We start from the raw sequence: 16,431 nt of genomic DNA on the forward strand, positions 1-16,431 counted from the left end.
CCGGACCAACCGATCGATCCGGCTCGACCCGGTTCGACGCGCGTCGAAACCGACTGCGACGGACGGTGTCCGTCGGTGCGGATCCGGTTGACGATCGACCAATATCTCCGCGATCATCCGGCGTGAGCGGCCGATAAAGCGACAATATTCGCGAAAAACAGGACGTTCGTTGAATAACTGGTAGGTGCCGCCATCCAGAAGCCTTTTGATGAGTCCGAGTGAACCGTCAACATAGAATGGCTGCGGACTTCAACTGGGCCGTCGGCGGGGAGGCCGGCGACGGCATCGACTCGACGGGAAAGATCTTCGCGCAGGCGCTGTCCCGATCGGGTCGACACGTGTTCACGTCGAAGGACTTCGCTTCGCGGATCCGCGGCGGATACACCGCGTACAAGGTGCGAACCTCCGTCGACAAGGTACAGAGCGTCGTGGACAGACTCGACGTGCTCATCGCGTTGACCCCGCGGACCATCGAGGAGAACCTCGAGGAGCTCCACGAGGGGTCCGTGATCATCTACGACGGCGAGCGAACGACCATGCAGAACGTCGAGATCCCCGAGGGGATGATCGGCATCGACGTGCCGCTCAAGCGGCTCGCCGAGGAGGCCGGCGGGGCGATCATGCGGAACGTCGTCGCGCTCGGCGCGGCGTGTGAGGTCGCGGAGTTCCCCATCGAGAACCTCGATTCCGCCCTCGAGAAGCGCTTCGGCGACAAGGGCCAGAAGCTCGTCGACAACAACAAGGAGGCCGCCCGCGCCGGGCGGTCGTACGTCGCCGAGGAGTACGACGCCGAGTTCGAGTACGACCTCGAGACGACCGACGAGGACTACGTCCTCCTCAACGGCGACGAGGCGATCGGCATGGGCGCCATCGCCGCCGGCTGCCGGTTCTACTCCGGCTACCCGATCACGCCCGCGACGGACGTGATGACGTACCTCACCGGCCGGCTCGAGCGGTACGGCGGCCACGTCGTCCAGGCGGAAGACGAGCTGTCGGCGATCAACATGGCGCTCGGGGCCGCTCGCGGCGGCGCGCGTGCGATGACGGCGACCTCGGGACCGGGGATCGACCTGATGACGGAGACGTTCGGGCTCGTCGCCACCTCCGAGACGCCGCTCGTCATCTGTAACGTGATGCGGTCGGGCCCCTCCACGGGAATGCCGACGAAACAGGAGCAGGGCGATTTAAACCACATGCTGTACGGCGGCCACGGCGAGGTCCCTCGCTTCGTGCTCGCGCCCACCACGGTCGACGAGTGCTTCTGGAAGACGGTCGAGGCGTTCAACCTCGCCGAGAAGTACCAGATCCCCGTCTACCTCACGGCGGACCTCTCGATGGCGGTCACCGAGCAGACGTTCTCGCCGGACACCTTCGACATGGACGCGGTCGAGGTCGACCGCGGCTTCGTCGTCGACGACGCGTCGGTCGAGGACCACCTCTCGGAGAGCGGCGGGTTCCAGCCGCACGAGCTGACCGAGGACGGGATCTCCCCGCGCGCGTTCCCCGGCACCGTCGACGGCGCGCACATGTCGACGGGGCTCGAACACGACGAGCAGGGCCGGCGGACCGAGGACACGGAGATGCGCGTCGAGCAGGTCGACAAGCGCAACCGGAAGGTGGAGACGGCGACGGACCGCGAGGACTGGAGTCCCCGCGAGTTCGGCGACGCCGAGGCCGAGACCCTCGTGATCACGTGGGGGTCGAACGAGGGGGCGCTCGCGGAGGCGCTCGACCTGCTCGAGGACGACGGCATCGACATCCGCGTGCTCTCGGTTCCGTACGTCTTCCCGCGGCCCGACCTCTCGGACGCCATCGAGGCGGCCGACGAGACCATCGTGGTCGAGTGTAACGAGACCGGACAGTTCGCGAACCTCGTCGAGCGCGACGCGCTGGTTCGCGTCGACCGGATCAACAAGTACGACGGCGTGCGGTTCAAGGCGGACGAGCTCGCACGAGAGATCAGAGCGTCCCTGGAGACGGGGACGGAGGCGACCCAATGAGTTCAGACGTTCGATTCACCGACTTCAAATCCGACAAGCAGCCGACGTGGTGCCCCGGATGCGGCGACTTCGGCACCATGAACGGCATGATGAAGGCGCTCGCGGAGACGGGCAACGATCCCGACAACACCTTCGTCGTCGCCGGCATCGGCTGTTCGGGCAAGATCGGCACGTACATGCACAGCTACGCGCTCCACGGGGTCCACGGGCGGGCGCTCCCCGTCGGGACCGGCGTCAAGATGGCGCGTCCCGACGTCGAAGTGATGGTTGCCGGCGGCGACGGCGACGGCTACTCCATCGGCGCGGGCCACTTCGTCCACGCGGTGCGGCGGAACGTCGACATGACCTACGTCGTGATGGACAACCGCATCTACGGGCTCACCAAGGGCCAGGCGTCGCCGACCTCCCGCGAGGACTTCGAGACGGCGACGACGCCCGAGGGCCCCAAACAGCCCCCGGTGAACCCGCACGCGCTCGCGCTCGCGTCGGGCGCGACGTTCATCGCGCAGTCGTTCTCCTCGGACGCCCTGCGTCACCAGGAGATCATCCAGGAGGCCGTCGAACACGACGGCTTCGGCTTCGTGAACGTCTACTCGCCCTGTGTCACGTTCAACGACGTCGACACCTACGACTACTTCCGCGACTCGCTCGTCGACCTCGCGGAGGCGGACCACGACCCGGCCGACTACGACGCGGCCAAGGACGTCATCCTCGACTCCGACAAGGAGTACCAGGGCGTCATCTATCGGGACGAGGAGTCGGTGCCGTACCACGAGCAACACGGCGTCGACGAGGACATGTCCGACATCCCCGACGGCGCGCCCGAGAACGCGACCGACCTGGTCCGCGAGTTCTACTGAGCCGTCGGCGCCACGACGTCGCCGGCGGCCGTCCCCGTCGATCGGTTCCCCCGATCGCTCTCCCTTTCGCTCCCGCTTCCCGTCGACATCCCGACCTCGCAGTTCCGTCAAAAACGGCCGACAGCGGCCCGTTTCCTCGAGAGACCGTCCCGTTTCGGCAAACCTAATTACACGGGTGGGCATGTACGCGGTATGTCCGACCGTTACGACGTCGCGATCGCGGGCGCCGGACCGGCGGGCGCACAGTGCGCCCGCGATCTGGCCGCTCGGGGCTACGACGTCGTCGTTCTCGAGACGGAAGCCGAAGCCGAGTTCCCGCGGCAGAGCAACAAGTCGACCGCGGGGACGTTCCCCTCCATGATGTCCGCGTTCGGGATCCCGGACGACGTCGTGATGTCGTACACCGACGACGTGGTGTTGGAGTCGCCGAACGACTACTACGAGTCCTATCAGCCGGGCGCGGTGTTGGAGTTCGCGGATTTCAAGCGGTACCTCGTCGCCGACGGCCGCGAGAAGGGCGCCGAGTACCGCTTCGATTCGCGGGTCTCCCGACCGATCCTCGACGACGACGGCGTCATCGAGGGCGTCAGGTACAGCGGGGACGAGGCGGTGTACGCCGACGTCGTCGTCGACGCCACCGGGCCGGCCGCGCCGATCGCCAGCGCGCTCGACGTCGTCGACCTCGAACGCGAGAACCAGGCGATCGGCATCGAGTACGAGTTCGAGGGGCTCGATCTGGACCACCCCGAGTACGCCGACCTCCGTCGGTCGATGATGCTCCGGCTCGACCACGACATCGCCCCCGGCGGCTACTCGTGGATCTTCGCCACCGGCGAGGACAGCGCGAAGGTCGGGCTGTGTTACATTCAAAACGAGCGCCACCGCGAGGCCGGCGAGGAGGGGAAGACCATCGACGGCTACCTCGAGGGGTGGCTCGAGTCCGACCCCCGGTTCGCCGACGCCGAGCGCCTGGAGGGGAAGGTCCACCGCGGGTCGGCACACATCCAGCGACCCGGCCGGATGCACACGGACGGCTTCCTCGCCATCGGCGACACCGTGCCCACCATCGACCCGCTGTGGGGCGAGGGGATCCACAAGGGGATGAAGTCCGCGCGCGCCGCGGCGATGTCGATCGACCGGTGTTTCACCGACGCCGACCGACCGAGGGACGCCGAGAGCCTCGCGATCTACGAGACGCTCTGGCATCGCGACGTCGCCCCGCGAATGAACTCGCGGCTGGTGCTCACGGAGCTTCTGTACCTCGCGCCCAACGAGCGGTACGACCGACTCATGCGCGACCTCCGGCGGACGGACGAGGACACGCTCGCGGCGGTCAATCGCGGGGACAAACGCGCGATGCGGAAGCTGATCCACCTCGACGACCTCCCGCTCCTGGCGCGGTACCTCCGCCGGCGGTTCGGCTCGTCGTGACCGGCGGGGACGACTCGATCGACGCCGGCCGACGATCGAGACCGCTTTCGACTCCGACCCCGACTCAGCGATCCTCGAGCGGCACGAACTCGGCGGTCTCGGGGCCGGTGTAGCGCGCCCGCGGGCGGATGAGCCGGTTGTCCTCGCGGTACTCGTGGACGTGAGCGACCCAGCCACCGACGCGGCTCATCGCGAAGATGGGGGTGTAGAGGTCCATCGGGATCCCCATGGCGTCGTAGACGGAGCCGGAGTAGAAGTCGACGTTCGGGGCAATTCCCTTCTCGACGAGCCCCTCCTCGGTGAGGTACGACTCGATGGCGGTGGTGTACTCGAGCCACTTCCGGTCGCCGGAGGCGTCCGCCAGATCGCGCAGTTTCTCCTCCAAGATGTTCGCACGCGGGTCCTTCACCTTGTACACGCGGTGACCGAAGCCGGGGATCCGCCGGCCCTCCTCGCGCGCGTCGGCCGCCCACTCGGCGGGATCCTTCCCGGAGTCGTCGACCTCGCGGAGCATCTCCATGACGTCCTGGTTCGCGCCGCCGTGAAGCGACCCGGAGAGCGCGCCGATCCCGCCGGTGACGCCGGAGTAGACGTCGGCCATCGTCGACCCGATCACGAGCGCCGTGAACGTCGAGGCGTTGAGCCCGTGGTCGGCGTGAAGGGTCAACGCCATGTCGAAGGTCTCCTCGCTCACGTCGTCGGGCTCGGTCCCGGTGAGCATGTACAGGAAGTTCCCCGCGTGAGAGAGGTCCGGGTCGGGGGCGACGGGCGGTTCGCCCTGGCGAGCGCGCTCGAAGGCGGCCAGTATCGTGGGGACCTTCGCCGTGATCGCCGCGCCCTCCGCGAGGACGTCGCCGCTCTCGCCGTCGTACGCCGAGAGCATCGAGACCGCGGTGCGGAGCGCGGCCATCGGCCGCTCGCTGGCGTCCGCGAGGGTGCGAACCGTCGAGAGCACCTCGTCGTCGACGGCTCGCTCGGCGGCGAGGTCGTCGCTGAACGCCTCGAGCTCCGCGCGCGTCGGAAGCGAGCCGTGCCAGAGCAGGTGGAGCACCTCCTCGTAGCTCGCGCCGCGTGCCAACTCCTCGATGTCGTACCCGCGGTAGACGAGCTTGCCGACCTCCCCATCGACGTGACTGAGATCCGACTCCGCGACGAGGACGCCTTCCAACCCGCGTTTCAGCTCGTTCGACATGCCATGACCTTCCGACCACCGCCAAAAAAGCGTTATCTTTCAGGAGGATCCGGATACGTCGATCGTGGTACCTCGATGCGGCGCCCGACGGCGTCGGCTCCCGTGCGTGGACGACTCAGCGCGCGGGGACGATTCAGCGCGCGGGGACGACGGTGATCGTCCGCTTCCGATCGATCGCGTCCTCCAGCTCCTCGGCGATGGCCGATCCGCGCGACACCTGCACCTCGCCGCCCCGCCCGACCGTCGCGGTGAAGAGGTACTCCCCGTTCGCGCGGACCTCGACCGTCTCGCCGACGCCGCCGTCGACGTCGAGGACGACGTGTCTCGAGGTGATCTCCGGCTGGACGACGGAGCCGCGTTCCTCGCCCACCTGCCCGCCGCGTCCCCCGCTCGCACCGCCGCGTCCGTTTCCGCCGGGGCCGTCGCCGGTCGACCCCGCGCCGCGGCCGCCCGGATTCTCCGAGTGGGTCCGCACGTCGATCTCGATCCCGAGGCGGCTCTCGATGTCGCTTATCCGGCCGCCGCCCTTCCCGATCACGGTGCCGATGTCGCCCTCGTCGACGTACACTATCGCCTCCTCGTCGCCCCTGAGCTCCACGTCGACGTGGCCGTGCGCGACCGAGCGGATCTCGCGTTCGATCTCCTGTTTGGCGATGCGGCCGACGCCGGTCTCCGTTCCGGCGTTCCCGCCGTCCGCGTCGTCGAGCGGGACGGTGACGACCTGCCGGTTGAACGTGTAGATCTCGAACTCCGGTTTGCCGGTCTCGAAGTTCGCCACCTGGATGACCGGCCGCGCGAGGTCCTCCGCGGTGAGCCCGGCGGGAACCTTCACCTCCGTCGTCACGTCGTAGACGGTGTGGACCTCGCCGGCCTCGATGTAGACGACGGTGTCGACGATCTGGGGGATCATCCCGAGCTCGACGCGGCCGACGAGCCGCTGGAGCGCGTCGATGGCGCGGGAGGCGTGGACGACGCCGACCATGCCGACGCCCGCCATCCGCATGTCCGAGAACACCTCGAAGTCGTTCGTCTTCCGGACCTCGTCGTAGATCGTGTAGTCGGGCCGGACCAACAGCAGGGAGTCGGCGGTGTTCTCCATCTTCCCGCCGAGCGCGCCGTACTGGGTGATCTCCGGGCCGACCTGGAGGTCGCGGGGCTTCTCCATCGTCTTCACCGCGTAGTCGTTGTCGTTCAGGAACTCCGCGACCGCCTGTGCGAACGTCGATTTGCCGGCCCCCGGCGAGCCGGAGATGAGCACGCCGCGTTTCCGCTCGAGGAATCGCTCGCGCAGCTCGTCGGCGAACTCGTAGTCGTCGAGCGTCGTCTTCGCGATGGGCCGGACCGCCGTGATCTCGATCCCGTCCGCGAACGGCGGCCGCGCAACCGCGATCCGGTAGTTGCGGTACTGGACGATGTCCATCCCGTCGTCCGACAGCTCGATGAACCCGTCCGAGGACTGCCGTGCGAGGTCGACGATCGAGTTCGCCAGCTCGGCCATCCGCTCCTCGCTCGTCTCCTCCTCCTCGATGACCACGTAGCGCATCTCGCCGAGCGAGCCGCGTTTCGCCTTCGGCTTCGTCCCCGCCTTCAGGTGGACCGACATCGTCTCGTCGGTGAAGTACTCCTCGATGGGGAGCTCGTCGACGACGCCGCGGGCGACCGGCTCGACGTACTCGACGGCGATCCCCTTCGCGCGGGCGACCTCCGCCTGAACGATGTCGCTGGAGAGGAGGGTCGCGTCGTTGCCGGCGGCGACGTCGCGGATGAGCGCGTCGACGTCGCCCTCGGCGGCGTGCGACCGCTGGTCGCCGGTCGGGCGGTCGCCGACGTACCGCAGGTCGATCGTCCCGTCATCGCGGAACCCCGCGAGTCGCTTGAGCTCCTCGAGGCCGTCCCACCCCGATTCGAGCCCGTCGTTGGCCTGCGACTCCAGCTCGCCGACGACGGCCTCGGGGACGACGACCGTCACCCCCTCGTAGCTGCCGTCCTCGACGCGTTCGGACACGCGGCCGTCGACGACCGCACTGGTGTCCGGTACTACGTTCATATCCGAGTTCCGGGCGGGAACCGTATAAGGGTGTTCGACCCGGCCGCGACGCGTGCGCGGCGGGATCCGGAGCGCGGACCGCCGCGACGGGATCGAGCGTTCGAGACCGTCACTCCGCGGGCTCGGTCGGCTCGTCGATCGGTTCCGCGTCGCGTCCGGTCGGCTCGTCCGCCTCGATCGCCTCGCGTGTCTCGTCCGCTCCCTCGTCGTCCTCCGGCGTGACGACCTCCGAGACCGTCTCGACGACGGCGAACTCGCGGGCGCGGTACGCCGCCACGAGCCGGTGGCAGACGACGTAGCTCGGGACCGCCGCGACGACGGCGAGGACCACGTTGCCGACGAGCAGCCGAACGACGATCTCCGGGCCGGCCGAGAGCGACACCTCCGCCGGCGTCACGCCCGGAACCGGCCCGAGGATCGCCACGCCGAGCGTGAAGCTGGCGGCGTAGACGCCCCACTTCACCGCCGGGTTGAAGACGACCACGGACGCCAGAAGCGCCGCCTTGTTGATCCGGCTCGACGCCCACCCGAGCGCGACGAACGCGAGGAGGCCGGTCCCGAGCGTCGGCAGCATCGTGATGAAGACGCCGACGGAGAAGCTGCCGGCCGTCTCCCTCACGGTGTGCTCCTCGGAGAACGAGCGCTGGATCTCGGTTCTGACCCCCTCGACCCACTCGTTCATCCGACTGAGTATCATCCGAGGACCGCTACGTCGGCACGGAGAATGTAGTTACCGGCGGTGGTGCGGTCGCGTCGGCGTCGGGCCGGTCGCGTCGGCGTCGGGCCGGTCGCGTCAGTCACGTCCGGCGTCAGTCGTCGGACGCCGCGGTCGCCTCCCGATCGCGTTTCACGTCCTCGGCGTACGCGAGGAAGTTGTCGAAGATCGACTTCGCCTCGCAGGCGGCCTCGAACGCCTCCGGCGTGATCCCGGCGAGGACGTCGTCGACGCGGGCGTCGCCGAGTCGATCGCGTTTCCCCTCCGCCACCTCGCGGGCGGTCTCGACGTCGTACTCGGGATGGAACTGGACGCCCCAGCAGTGGCCCTCCCGGAACGCGTGGACGCCGTGTTCGTTCTCGGCGAGCAGCGTCGCCCCCGGCGGGAGGTCGACGACCGCGTCGCCGTGGGTCGTGAAGACGGTGAACGACTCGGGCACGTCCTCGAACAGCTCGTCGCCGCGGTGTCGGACCGTGTTGTACCCGATCTCGAACCCGTCCATCCCGGCGACGCGGCCGCCGAGCGCCTCGGCGAGCACCTGGTGGCCGTAACAGACGCCCAGGACCGGCACGCCGTCGTCGGCCGCCTCGGCGACGTAGTCGACGAGCTTCGGGATCCACGCCTCGTCCCAGTAGACGGACGAGCGGGAGCCGGTGATGACGACTCCGTCGAAGTCGGTGTGTTCGGGGAGGTGTGCGTCGGTCGCGTCGAACTCGGCGAGGTCGGCGTCGAACTCCCGGCGGAAGTTGCGGCGGGTGTGCTCGCCGTCGTGAGCGGCGTTCAGCAGGGCGAATCGAAGTCGGCTCATGGCCGATCCGACGAGCGAGGGGCTCAAAACCGTTGTGGCGGCGACGGAACCGTCCGGTGTCGGGGACGGGAACCGCCGTTCGAGCCCTCTCGACTCCGCCCGTTCGCGTCTCCGGGTCGTTCACGGTTCCAGACGCTCACGCGTCCGGGTCGCTCGCGTGTTCCGCGAGCCAGCCGACGAGGCGGTCGTTGACCTCCGCGGACGCCTCGACGCCGGCGAGGTGGCGCGCCCCTTCGACCGCGTGAAACTCGCCGCGCGGGAGCCCCTCGGCGAGCGTCTCGCCGGCGGAGCGCGGACAGACGGCGTCCTCGCACCCGTGAACGACGAGCGTCGGCAGCGTCGCCTCGTGGAGGCGGTCGGCGGCGTCGAACCCCTCGACGGCCGCCCGGTGCGCCTCGAAGGTCTCGCGGTCCGCGTCCTCGGCGAGCCGCCACTCGACGATCCGCGAGAGCGCGTCGGCGTGCTCCCGCCGGAACCGCTCGGAGAGCAGCCCCGCCAGCGACCCCCTGACGGCGGCCGGATCCGACGGATCGGCCCACACCCCGGCCGGGTTGTAGGCGTCGCCGGTCGGCGGCGTCCCGACGAGCGTCAGGCTCGCGGGGCGCGAGGAGCCCAGCCCGTACGCGAGCGCGACCATCCCGCCGAGCCCGTAACCGACGAGATGGGCGTTCCGGATCCCCTCCGCGGCACACACCGCCTCGAGGTCGGCCGCGAGCGTCTCGGCCGAGTAGGGTCCGGGCGGCGCGTCCGAGCGTCCCACGCCCCGCGTCTCCGGCGTGACGACCGCGTGCGGCCCCGCGAGCGCGGCGTGTTGCCAGCCGAACTGCCACGCGCCGAGCCCCACGTCGCCACAGAAGACGACCGCCTCCCCGTCGGCGGAGCGCCCCTCGTCGACCTCGTACCGGATCGAGACGCCGCCGTTGCTCGCGTGCGGCATGGCCGATGACTACGCCTCTTGGAGCGTCCGCAACACGTCCGGGGCCGCCTCGAGCGCGTCGTCGAGGGCGTCGACGTCCGGGCCGCCGCCCTGTGCGAAGTCCGGCGGACCGCCGCCGCCGCCGCCGACGCGTCCGGCGAGGTCGGCGACGACCTGACCGGCGTCCACGTCGACTCCGTCGGGAACCCCGACGACGAAGCTCGCCGACCCGTCCGCGCCGCTGCCGATCACGGCGATCTTGCCGTCGTCGACGTGGGCGTTCGCGGTCGCGCGAAGCTCGTCGGTGTCGCCGTCGAGCCGCTGGATCACGGCGGCGACGCCGCCGACCTCGACCTCCTCAGCGTCCGCGCCGCCGGAGGCCCGCGCGGCCGCCAGGTCCTCCTTGAGCGTCTCTATCTCCTTGCCGCGGGCCTTCCACTCCTCGAAGAACCGCTCCGCGGTCTCGGGCACGTCGAGCGGGTCGACGTCGAGGGCGTCGGCGGCGTCGTACAGCGCGTCCTCCGTCCGTTGGGTCGCCTCGATGGCCGCGCTGCCGGCGGCGAAGACGATCCGCTCGACGCCGTCCTGGACGGGCTCGGTCTTCAGCACCTTCACCGCGCCGACGTCCCCCGTCCGGTCGACGTGGGTGCCCGCACACGCCTGGACGTCCACGTCGCCGACGTGGATCAGCCGGACGTTCGTCCCCGGCGGAACCCCGCCCTGATAGAGGTCGAAGCCGTGTTCGGCCTCCGCCTCGTGGCGGTGGGGCCACTCCTGTCGCACCGGGACGTTCTCGCGGACCAGCTCGTTGGCGACGCGCTCGATCTCCCGGACGTCCTCGCGGGAGATCCGGTCGTAGTGGCGCACGTCGAGCCGCGAGGAGTCGAGCCCCTTCTGTGCGCCCGCCTGTCGGACGTGATCGCCGAGCACCTCGCGGGCCGCGTGGCCGATCAGGTGCGTCGCGGTGTGGTGGGCGCGCAGGCGGTTCCGACGGTCGCCGTCGACCTGCCCGCGGACGAACTCGCCCTTGCCGGGGTCGGCGTCGGTGCGGTGTAACACGACGCCGTCGACCTCCTGGACGTCGGTGACCTCGGCGGTGTTCTCGCCGCCGACGAGCTGGCCTCGGTCGGCCGGCTGGCCGCCGCCCTCCGGGTAGAACATCGTTTGGTCCAACACCACGTCGTACCCCCCCTCGGCTTCGAACACGTCGAGGACGACTGCCTCGAACTCGGTCCGGCCCTGGTCGTCGTAGAAGAGCTTCTCGGTCTCGGGGAGGTCGCGGAACCGCTCGTCGCGCTCGTTCTCCTCGCCCGCGTCGCCGATCTCCTCGTGGCGGTCGGCGACGAGTGCGTAGAAGTCGTCGGGTACGTCGACGCTCGCGCCCCGGTCGGCCGCGATCTCGGCGACCATGTCCGGCTGGATCCCGTGGGAGTCGTACAGCTCGAGGAGGTCCTCGGTCGGGATCGGCTCGTCCGTGCCGGCGTACTCGTCGGCGAGCTGTTCGACCTTCCGCGAGCCGCGTTCCAAGGTCTTCCGGTACTTGCGCTCCTCCGTGCGGACGATCTCGCGGACCGTGTCGCGGTTCTCGTACCCGAGCCGATCGGCCTGCATGTCGACGAGCTCGTCGAGGGGGGCGTCGACGCCGACCTCGTCGACGAGCCGCTTCGTCCGCCGGAGCACCATCCGCGCGAGGTAGCCCGTGCCGACGTTCGAGGGGACGATCCCGTCGCCGAACATGTACGCGAGCGTCCGCGAGTGGTCGGCGATGGCGTAGATGGACTCGAGCGGCTCGACGAGTTCGCGCAGGCGGTCGACGTCGACGTCGAGCTTCTCGGCGATCTCGCCGCGGGCGTCCTCCACGTCATCGACGTCGTCGATGTCGAGCCGGCCCGAGAGCTTTGCGGCACGGGCGACGAGCCGCTCCTCCTCCTCGGAGTACTCGAGTCCGGCGTTCTCCTTGAGGAAGTCGATGGCGTCGGGGTAGATCGCCTCGTAGACGGTGGGGGTCCCCTGGCTCATCCACGTCCACCGCTCCAAGCCGTAGCCCGTGTCGACGATGTACGTGTCCATGAACGAGTAGGTGTTCCCGTCCTTCATCTCGTAGTCGCCCTCGGGGTCTAACTCCATACACATGAAGACGAGCGTGGCCAGCTCCGCGCCCTTGTAGATGACCTCGATGGCGGGCCCGGCGTTGCCGCCGCCGACCCAGGGGTCCTCGATGTAGGTGATCTCCGAGAGGTCCGCGCCGAGCTCCTCGAAGAGGCCGTCGCAGTACTCGACGGTCTCGTCCTTCCAGTACACCTCCCCCTCGTAGGCGTACTCCGCCTCGGCGTCCTCGCGGGTGTTGAACGCGTGGTGGGCCATCATCTCGAACGCCATCGTGTGTCGGCCCGTCTTCCCGACGTTGTCGATGTCCTGCATCCGGATACAGGGCTGTGAGATGGTGAGCGGGTTCGCCGGTGGGGGCGTCTTCCCGCTCGTGACGAGCGGCTGGAAGTCGTAGATCGACGCCTGCGTCAGGAGGACGTCGTCGCGCCAGCGGTTCGCCGCGACCGGGTACGGATCGATCCGCTCGTGGCCGTGCTCCTCGAAGTACGAGAGGAACTCCTCGCGCATCTCCGTGAGGGTGTACGACTCGGGGAATCCGGGGTCGTCGATGAAGCTGTAGTCCTCACACGGCGGCTCGCCGCACAGTTCGCGGTCGGGATCGCGCGTCCAGAAGTGCGCCCCGCAGGAGGGGCACTCCTTCCGATCGAACCCCTCCTCCTCGAAGTAGTCGAGGCGGTACTCCGCTTCGAGATCGCTCATTATACCATGTCCTGACCCGTGTTCGTCCAAAAGGGTTCCGGGGCGCGGGCACCGTCGCGAGACCCGTCGAACCTCCCGATCCGCACGCCTCACTCCCCGTGTTCGACCGCCTCCATCAGCGCGCCCTGGGTCTCGCCCTCCTCGACCGCCCGCGGGTGGACGCCCACGAGGACGAGCACGTCCCCTTCGTGTTCGACGGTCGCGACGTGGACGAGCGCCGGGACGCTCCCCTCGGCGTCGATCGGCGCGTCGTCGGCGGTCTCGAACCGGACCTCCGTCGCGAACGTTGTCACGGTCGTCTCGCTGCCGAGGATCGACCGCGTCTCGGTGCCGACCTCCTCGAGGTCGCCGACGTCCTCGCCGTCGACGCCGCCGTCGCCCCGCTCGAGGAGCCGCCGGAGCAGCTCCGCGTCGTCCGCGCCGACCAGCGGGTTGACCGACCGGCCGGCCACCCTCGCGTTCGGCGTGCTCGCGACGAGCAGCGACGCCGCCCGCTCGGGGTTCTCGTAGCTCGCGACCCACGACGCCGCCGACACCTCCCGCTCGATCCCGGCCACCTCGAAGGTCTGCTCGATCTCGAACGCCCGCGGCTCCTCGCCCTCGTATCCCGCCTCGGAGAGCGCCGCGTCCGGCACCCGCGCCGGCTCCGCGTCGAACTCGAAGGTCCCGTCCTCGCCGCCGAGACACCCCGTAGTCGCGATCGCTCCGGACGCCGCGAGCGCTCCCAGCAGTCGCCTCCGGTACATGTCCGGGAATACGTCGACAGTCGGGGTTAACCGTGTCGCCGCGGCTCACCCGTACCGAGAGACGCGGACCGGACGAGACGGACCGGGAGAGGCGGCGTCGCTCCTCGATCCTCCGGCCCGCGTCGCGAGGCACAAAGTTCACGTCACCCCGCGCGCGATGTGAGCCAAATGGAACGACGAGGGCAGATCGGCCTGCTGGAGGCGCTTCTCCTGGACGTGGTTCGGCTCCACGAGACCTGGATGGAGATCGTCTTCCCCAGACAGCTCGACCCCAGCACGGTGCTCGGCAAGTGGAAGCCGGAGACCGCTCCCCAGACGGTCGGCTACTACCTCTGGGCGGTCCTCGGCGCGCCGCTCGTCGCGGTGGCGTACCCCCTGCTCCTCGTCGGGTTCGCGACCCGGTTTTACGCCGCGAAGCTCGACTCCGCGGTCACCCGAATCGGGATCGCGGGCGCGGTGCTCGTCGCGACCGTCGTCTGGGGGGCGCTCACGCTCGTCACCTACCTCCAGCTCGCCACCGCGGACGTGATCGCCGTCGGCGCGGCGAGCGTCGTCGCGATCGTCTCCGCCGCGCTCGCCGCCGGGTTCTCGAAGGCCGGCGGCCGCCTCGTCAGCGTCCTGTTGGCGTACCCCTTCGCGATGACCGCGCTCTTCTTACCGCCCGTCGTGGCCGCGCTCGTCACGCCGACCCTCGAGGCGGTCATCCTCCCGCCGAGCTACGACCTGGCCGTCTGGATCCTCGACACGTTCCTCGCGGTCGGCGACGTCAACGACACACTCCGGAACGCCTTCGACCTCGAGACCTTCGGCGAGCAGTGGGGGCTTCCGGGGCTCGGCTACGTCCTGATGTGGATCGGGATCTCCGTCCCGCTCGGCTGGTTCCTCGGCGCGCTCGTCGCGCTCGCGAACCTGGTTCGCCCGAAGCCCGAAGGGTAGACGTTCACGCGAACGTCGACGCGAGTTCGAAGCCGACGTACCCGATCAGACACGAGCCGACGAGCGCCGAGAGCCACGCGACCGCGGTGATCGTGATCTTTCTCACGGAGACGCCACCGGTACCGACGACGAGACCGCTACCGATGACACTCGAGATGATGATGTTGTTGAGCGAGATCGGAAAGCCGAGAAGGATCCCCGTCTGGGTGATGACGAACGCGGGGACCAGGGCGGCGATGGACCGGCGGGTTCCGAGCTGGGAGTACTCGTTGGCGACGGCCTGGACGATCTTGGGCGCGCCGGTCCAGCCCCCGACCAGGAGTCCGACGGCGCCCACCAGAACGACGCTTTTCGCCGTCAGATACGCCGATTGGCCGGCGAGGACGCCGAGCGGTCCGATCGCGAGCCCGACCTGACTTCCACCGCTAGAGAACGCGACGAGTCCGCCGAGCGCGATCAGGAACCGGCGGACGGCGACGTCGACCGACTGCCGCGTCTGTCGGCGGAGAACGAGAAACACGCTCACACCACAGACGAGGCTGGTCGCGACCATCGTGAGGTCGTACGATCCGACGACCCTCGGGGTGGACCCCAGCGAGCGGGAGACGAAGTTGGCGATCGTGGGTCGAGTGCCGGTGGAGGCCGGGAGGACCTCGAGGGTGACGTTGGCAACGACGACGCCGACGAGACCGCCCAAGACCGGGATACCGACGGTGTCCGGGACGTCGTCGCGCCGGAGCACCGAGGCCGTGAGGTAGGCGATCGACGCGCCGGTGGGCGGAACGAGCACCCAGAACAGCGCCAGTTGACGGTAGGTCTCGATGGCGGGGTCCCCCCCGAGTGCGAGCCCGACGCCGATTACCGCGCCGGTCGTCGCGAACGCGGCGGGGATGGGATAGCTGGTGGCGACCCCGATACCGATGAACACGGCGGCCGTGAGCAGGCCGACCGCGACGGCGAGCGGCGTCAGCGACGCTCCGATGACGAGGTCGTTACCGACCGTCTCCGAGACGCTCCCGCCCTGTAGGACCGCCCCTGTCGACGCGAGGACGCCAACCAGCAGCGCCGCCTGCATCACCGAAAGCGCGCGAGCACCGACGGCGGGAGCGAGCGGCGGCGACGTGCTGCTCGCGCCGAGCGCCCACGCCAACGAGACGCTCGCGAGGAAGGCGACCGCCAGTAGCGTCACTGACGACATCCGTTCCGGCGTTGGCTTCTCGTCGGACAATAACGTGCCGGTCCGGTTTCGTCCGAGAGTACACGTCTCGTAGCGCCACGACCCACGCCGTCGACCCGCCCCCTATCGCTTTCCTCGCTCTTCGGGGTCGTACCGCTCCCGCGCCGTGGAGAAGGCCGACTCCTCGCGCTCCCTCGTCCGACGACCCTCCCGCTCGGCGATCGCCTCGGGGTCCGGGCTCGCGTCGTCGTCGATCCGGGCGAAGGAGTCGTGAACCTTCGAGTGACACCACCGGCACAGCGCCACCGTGATCTCGTGAGGGCCGGCGTCGTCGACACCCCTGCCTCCGCCCGCGCCGCCCGTATCCACCTCCCCATCCGTCGGTCCCGACTTCCCGTACGAGAGGTGGTGTTGCTCCACGAGCGGCCGCGCGTCCGCGTGGGCCAGTCGGACCTCCTCGATCCCGCAGCGCGCACACTCGCGGCCGTCGGTCGTCGACCGGTAGTGCGGACACGCCCGCCACTCGTCGTCGGAGCCGACGTGACAGGCGTAGCCGTCGGCGCGGCGGTCGGCGGCGAACGCGGGGTCGTCGCCGGCCCGCGTCAGCGCGAACCGGCACCGCCCGTCGTCCGTGAGGTGGTCGCACACGCCCGCGACCGCGTACGGGTCGTCGACCCCGACGGGGGTTCCGTCCGGCGTCCGTTCCATGTCCGTGGATCCGGCCGGGACTACTTCAAGCCGACTACCGGAAAAGCTGTACGGTTCCCGAGCCTCCCTAACCCGTCGCGTGGTACG

13 protein-coding genes are annotated in these 16,431 nt (G+C 69.5%); 4 read left to right on the top strand and 9 right to left on the bottom strand.

Going from position 1 to position 16,431, the window contains the following annotated elements; all coding sequences use genetic code 11:
- Positions 1–236: 236 nt before the first annotated feature.
- The 3 genes from NO889_RS09545 (at position 237) to NO889_RS09555 (ending at position 4,291) form a co-directional block, all read left to right on the top strand.
- Positions 237–2,000, top strand: coding sequence for a 2-oxoacid:acceptor oxidoreductase subunit alpha (locus NO889_RS09545; protein ID WP_256412026.1), 1,764 nt, complete (start codon positions 237–239; stop codon positions 1,998–2,000).
- Positions 1,997–2,860, top strand: coding sequence for a 2-oxoacid:ferredoxin oxidoreductase subunit beta (locus NO889_RS09550; RefSeq protein WP_256412027.1), 864 nt, complete (start codon positions 1,997–1,999; stop codon positions 2,858–2,860). Before NO889_RS09545 ends, NO889_RS09550 begins: the two co-directional genes overlap by 4 nt.
- 192 nt (positions 2,861–3,052) lie before the next feature.
- Entirely contained in the window at positions 3,053–4,291 is a 1,239-nt protein-coding gene (locus NO889_RS09555; RefSeq protein ID WP_256412028.1) for a digeranylgeranylglycerophospholipid reductase, read from the top strand.
- A gap of 64 nt (positions 4,292–4,355) precedes the next feature.
- Here NO889_RS09555 and citZ read toward each other — a convergent pair whose 3' ends face one another.
- The 7 genes from citZ to NO889_RS09590 form a co-directional block, all read right to left on the bottom strand.
- Positions 4,356–5,483 (bottom strand): citrate synthase, encoded by a 1,128-nt coding sequence (gene citZ / locus NO889_RS09560; RefSeq protein WP_256412029.1) that lies wholly within the window; start codon positions 5,481–5,483, stop codon positions 4,356–4,358.
- 133 nt (positions 5,484–5,616) lie between these two features.
- A complete protein-coding gene (locus NO889_RS09565; RefSeq protein WP_256412030.1) occupies positions 5,617–7,530 on the bottom strand; it encodes a PINc/VapC family ATPase in 1,914 nt (637 codons plus the stop codon).
- A gap of 109 nt (positions 7,531–7,639) precedes the next feature.
- Positions 7,640–8,227 carry a DUF2062 domain-containing protein gene (locus tag NO889_RS09570; protein ID WP_256412031.1) on the bottom strand — a complete coding sequence of 196 codons (588 nt, stop codon included), beginning with the start codon at positions 8,225–8,227 and terminating at the stop codon, positions 7,640–7,642.
- Positions 8,228–8,339: 112 nt separating this feature from the next.
- Positions 8,340–9,053: a type 1 glutamine amidotransferase gene (locus NO889_RS09575; protein WP_256412032.1), complete on the bottom strand. Its 714-nt coding sequence runs from the start codon at positions 9,051–9,053 to the stop codon at positions 8,340–8,342.
- Positions 9,054–9,189: 136 nt separating this feature from the next.
- A complete protein-coding gene (locus NO889_RS09580) occupies positions 9,190–9,990 on the bottom strand; it encodes an alpha/beta fold hydrolase (protein ID WP_256412033.1) in 801 nt (266 codons plus the stop codon).
- 9 nt (positions 9,991–9,999) lie between these two features.
- The gene (alaS, locus tag NO889_RS09585; protein ID WP_256412034.1) at positions 10,000–12,777 is read right to left on the bottom strand and encodes an alanine--tRNA ligase; all 2,778 of its coding nucleotides are present in this window, start codon (positions 12,775–12,777) and stop codon (positions 10,000–10,002) included.
- Between the two features lie 89 nt (positions 12,778–12,866).
- A complete protein-coding gene (locus tag NO889_RS09590) occupies positions 12,867–13,523 on the bottom strand; it encodes a DUF6517 family protein (protein ID WP_256412035.1) in 657 nt (218 codons plus the stop codon).
- A 195-nt stretch (positions 13,524–13,718) separates the two neighbouring features.
- Between NO889_RS09590 and NO889_RS09595 the strand changes: the two genes are divergently transcribed.
- Positions 13,719–14,459 (top strand): hypothetical protein, encoded by a 741-nt coding sequence (locus tag NO889_RS09595; protein WP_256412052.1) that lies wholly within the window; start codon positions 13,719–13,721, stop codon positions 14,457–14,459.
- Between the two features lie 4 nt (positions 14,460–14,463).
- Here NO889_RS09595 and NO889_RS09600 read toward each other — a convergent pair whose 3' ends face one another.
- Positions 14,464–15,657, bottom strand: a complete 1,194-nt coding sequence (locus NO889_RS09600) for an inorganic phosphate transporter (protein WP_256412036.1) — start codon at positions 15,655–15,657, stop codon at positions 14,464–14,466.
- 102 nt (positions 15,658–15,759) lie between these two features.
- Positions 15,760–16,344, bottom strand: a complete 585-nt coding sequence (locus NO889_RS09605; RefSeq protein WP_256412037.1) for a DUF7097 family protein — start codon at positions 16,342–16,344, stop codon at positions 15,760–15,762.
- Between the last annotated feature and the right edge of the window lie 87 nt (positions 16,345–16,431).

This window comes from Halorubrum rubrum (assembly GCF_024494685.1).
Taxonomy (GTDB): Archaea; Halobacteriota; Halobacteria; order Halobacteriales; family Haloferacaceae; genus Halorubrum; species Halorubrum rubrum.

Coding starts and splice junctions, on each gene's coding strand:
- NO889_RS09545 (WP_256412026.1), top strand. CDS start 237: ATGGCTGCGGACTTCAACTGGGCCGTCGGCGGGGAGGCCGGCGACGGC.
- NO889_RS09550 (WP_256412027.1), top strand. CDS start 1,997: ATGAGTTCAGACGTTCGATTCACCGACTTCAAATCCGACAAGCAGCCG.
- NO889_RS09555 (WP_256412028.1), top strand. CDS start 3,053: ATGTCCGACCGTTACGACGTCGCGATCGCGGGCGCCGGACCGGCGGGC.
- citZ (WP_256412029.1), bottom strand. CDS start 5,483: ATGTCGAACGAGCTGAAACGCGGGTTGGAAGGCGTCCTCGTCGCGGAG.
- NO889_RS09565 (WP_256412030.1), bottom strand. CDS start 7,530: ATGAACGTAGTACCGGACACCAGTGCGGTCGTCGACGGCCGCGTGTCC.
- NO889_RS09570 (WP_256412031.1), bottom strand. CDS start 8,227: ATGATACTCAGTCGGATGAACGAGTGGGTCGAGGGGGTCAGAACCGAG.
- NO889_RS09575 (WP_256412032.1), bottom strand. CDS start 9,053: ATGAGCCGACTTCGATTCGCCCTGCTGAACGCCGCTCACGACGGCGAG.
- NO889_RS09580 (WP_256412033.1), bottom strand. CDS start 9,990: ATGCCGCACGCGAGCAACGGCGGCGTCTCGATCCGGTACGAGGTCGAC.
- alaS (WP_256412034.1), bottom strand. CDS start 12,777: ATGAGCGATCTCGAAGCGGAGTACCGCCTCGACTACTTCGAGGAGGAG.
- NO889_RS09590 (WP_256412035.1), bottom strand. CDS start 13,523: ATGTACCGGAGGCGACTGCTGGGAGCGCTCGCGGCGTCCGGAGCGATC.
- NO889_RS09600 (WP_256412036.1), bottom strand. CDS start 15,657: ATGTCGTCAGTGACGCTACTGGCGGTCGCCTTCCTCGCGAGCGTCTCG.
- NO889_RS09605 (WP_256412037.1), bottom strand. CDS start 16,344: ATGGAACGGACGCCGGACGGAACCCCCGTCGGGGTCGACGACCCGTAC.